Raw genomic sequence first — 3,025 nt, 5'->3', positions numbered from 1 at the left:
ATTTGGAGCACAGGCGTTTTATGGATTATGGGCTGGTGAACTGTTTCATACGCGTTACCGTGCCAAAGCACAAGGATTTATATTTGCTCTAGCGAGAGTGGCAGTTGGTTTGATATCGCTAGTTGTTCCACTAATGATTAGTTCGTTTGGTTTCCAGGCAGCGGGTATGGTCATGATTGGTTTCTTGCTGATCGCGGCTGTTATAGGATTGATAATGGCACCAGAGACGAGAGGAAAGTCATTAGAACAAATTCAAGAAGAACGATACGGAAGTATACCAGAAAACAGAAAACAAGCAGAAAATTAACTAAACAAAAATAAACAAAAAAATATAAAGAAAAACACACAAAAATGCGTTTGTTTCATGTATAATGAAACCAGTTATTGAAAGCGCTTAACAAATAGCGTACATTCTTAGAAAGAGGAGTGTTGGAATTGGTACAAAACAAGTGGGATGACAAAAGAGCGGATTTGCAAGAAGGTTTAGGAGAACTTGTTTATCGGTCTAATTTAATCGGAAGTGATCGTTCGGTTTGTAACTGGGGCGGCGGCAACACATCCATGAAGACGACAGTAGAAGATTTCCGTGGACGACCTGTAGAAGTAATGTATGTGAAAGGAAGCGGATCCGATTTGGCGACGATGGGAGCGCATAATTTTACAGGTCTTCGAATGGAAGATATTCGTCCGTTAATAGAAAGAGATGCAATGCCAGACGAAGAAATGGTTGCTTATTTGACAAACTGTATGATTGATGCGAGTCATCCTCGTGCCTCTATCGAAACGCTGTTGCATGCTTTTCTTCCTTTCAAGCATGTTGATCATACGCATCCCGATAGCATTATCAGTATTTGCTGTGCAGATAACGGGCAAGACATTGCCAAAGAAATTTTCGGAGACCGATATGTCTGGGTCCCTTATATCCGTCCTGGATTTACACTTTCCAAAATGATTGCGGAAGCAGTCGCTGCGAATCCGCAGGCAGAGCTAGTTCTTATGGAGAAACATGGATTAGTCGTATGGGGAGACACTGCTAAGGAAAGTTATGATCGAACAATTGCTGTGATTAGCGAAGCAGAAGCATATATTAAAGAAAAACAATCTAATTCCGCACCATTCGGCGGCGAGAAAGTTGCTAGTTTGGATAAAGATGCTCGTCAGGCATTAATTACGAAGGTTATGCCAATCATCAGAGGGGCTGTTAGTGAAGAGAAGAAAATGATTTTAAGTTTTGATGATAGTGAAGATGTTTTGGAGTTTGTAAACAGTGAACAAGCAGAGCAGCTAAGTCAGGTAGGCGCTGCATGTCCGGATCATCTTGTACATACGAAGCGCACGCCATTATACGTGGCATTTGATCCAGCTTCTGACAGTGCTGAGGATTTGCAGCATAAAGTCCAAGCTGGCATCCAGGCTTTTGCAGAAGATTATAAGGATTATTTCCAGCGCAACGCTTCTGAAGGCGATGTCATGTTCGAACCAGTACCAAGAGTCGTCCTTATTCCTGGCGTCGGAATGGTTACAACTGGTAAGGACAAAAAAGCGGCAAATATCAGCTCTGCTTTGTACCATCGTGCTGTTGCTGTGATGAAAGGAGCAACTGCACTAGGGGCGTTTGTATCTCTATCTGAATCGGAGTCATTCTCCGTAGAATATTGGCCGCTAGAGCTGTATAAGTTGTCTTTGGCTCCGCCTGAAGCTAGATTCAGCCGTACTGTCGTTCTTGTTACTGGCGGAGCAGGCGGTATTGGAAGCGAGACATTGCGTGTATTCTTGGAAGACGGTGCGCATGCTGTCGTGACCGATATTAATATCGAAGGTGCAGAAAAAGTTGCATCCGAGCTGAACGAGAAGTATGGCGAAGGCCGCGCCGTTGCAGTCAAAATGGATGTAACGTCAGAAGAAGCAATTGCTGAAGCGTTTGAGACTGCCGTTAGACAGTATGGCGGTGTTGATCATATTGTAAACAACGCAGGTTTGGCAACTAGCAGTCCGTTTGATGAGACAACATTGAAAGAATGGCAGCTTAATATGGATGTGTTGGGTACAGGGTATTTCCTCGTTGCCCGTGAAGCCTTCCGATTAATGAAACAGCAGGGAATTGGCGGAAGCATGGTGTTTGTCGGTTCGAAAAACTCAGTCTATGCTGGCAAAAATGCGGCTGCATACAGCTCAGTGAAAGCAATGGAAATGCATTTGGCTAGATGCATCGCTGCTGAAGGTGGCAGCTATGGTATCCGCGTGAACGGAGTCTTGCCTGATGCGGTGCTGCAAGGATCAGCAATTTGGGGCTCAAAATGGCGGGAAGAACGCGCGGCAGCCTACAACATTGCACCAGATCAGCTGGAAGAGCATTATCGGAAACGAACAACATTGGGTGTGAACATTTATCCGAGGGATATTGCCGAATCGATTGCTTTCTTTGCCTCAGATGCTGCTCTTAAAACAACAGGCTGCATGATCACAGTAGACGGCGGCGTTCCGGCTGCCTTTACAAGATAAGGGGGATATCATATGCATATAGCGGTTGATATCGGTGCGTCAAGCGGTCGTCTTGTCACAGGTGAACTGAAAGAAGGGAAGCTTGTTATACAGGAGATTCATCGTTTTGCAAATGGCTATCAGAAACAAGGAGAATTTAACTGCTGGGATATTGACCATTTGGAGGAACAGATTCTTGGCGGGTTGCAAATTGCCAAACTGCAGGGTATTACTGCTTGTACGCTTGGAATAGATACGTGGGCAGTTGATTATGTACTGCTTGGGAAGGATGGTGAGCGGTTGCGAGATGTGATCGCTTACCGGGATTCCCGGACAGATGGCGTAATGGAACAAGTGTGGGAAACGATGTCGAAGAACGAAATCTATCGTAAAACAGGCATTCAGTTCCAGCCTTTCAACAGTCTTTACCAGCTTGCTTCAGAAGAAAAGGAAATTATTAGTCAGACGGACAAGATACTGCTTGTACCTGATTATTTGAATTACCGGCTGACAGGAAAGAAGCTAATGGAGGCAACAAATGCTT

The 3,025-nt window shown here is 44.6% G+C and carries 3 protein-coding genes; all 3 read left to right on the top strand.

Annotated features, from left to right (window positions below; translation table 11 throughout):
• Positions 1-307, top strand: a 307-nt coding sequence (locus B1K52_RS00400; RefSeq protein WP_143588800.1) for an MFS transporter, incomplete at its 5' end; no start/stop codon positions are given.
• A gap of 128 nt (positions 308-435) precedes the next feature.
• A complete protein-coding gene (locus B1K52_RS00395) occupies positions 436-2,502 on the top strand; it encodes a bifunctional aldolase/short-chain dehydrogenase (RefSeq protein ID WP_077303976.1) in 2,067 nt (688 codons plus the stop codon).
• 12 nt (positions 2,503-2,514) lie between these two features.
• The coding region (locus tag B1K52_RS00390; RefSeq protein ID WP_256855805.1) for an FGGY family carbohydrate kinase at positions 2,515-3,025 on the top strand (511 nt) is incomplete at its 3' end.

The sequence above is a fragment of the Terribacillus halophilus genome (assembly GCF_900162685.1).
Taxonomy (GTDB): Bacteria; Bacillota; Bacilli; order Bacillales; family Amphibacillaceae; genus Terribacillus; species Terribacillus halophilus_A.
Note: the sequence above shows the minus strand (reverse complement) of the source record. Positions and strands in the feature narration are given on the sequence as shown.